Genomic DNA, 445 nt, shown 5'->3' with positions numbered 1-445 from the left:
CAGAACTTGAAGCACATGAAGTACATATGAAGTGGCGTAAGGCACGTTTGATAGAACTCGCTGAGAAGTATAAGGAATATGAAAAACTAAGTGCGGCACTATTAGAACACGCCAACAAAATTTAATAAAAAAGGCACTACGTGGAGGTAGTGCCATAAAATATATGGAGATATTATATAATGTATAACTATTTATCGAAAAATAAAATGAAGTTTATCAGCGGTGATTGTGGTAGTGGTAAAACACACTCGTTGGTACAGCAAATTTTACGAACACCAGATAACTATATTGTTGTGCAGGGTACATTACATCTTACACAGCAGACCGCAAAAGATTTAGGTGAAGTGGCAAAACTAATCACATCAGTAACATCAAAAAATGTTCATGAGGATATGATTGAGTTTCTACTAAACCCTACACACCGTGTACTAATAATAACGGATAT

Annotated in this window: 1 pseudogene; it reads left to right on the top strand. The window is 35.3% G+C overall.

The features are described 5' to 3' along the window. Window positions 1-179: 179 nt before the first annotated feature. Window positions 180-445: pseudogene (locus ACVCAM_RS26510) on the top strand (type III restriction endonuclease subunit R); the annotation flags it as partial.

Source organism: Enterobacter sp. CFEC122, assembly GCF_052983755.1.
Note: the sequence above shows the minus strand (reverse complement) of the source record. Positions and strands in the feature narration are given on the sequence as shown.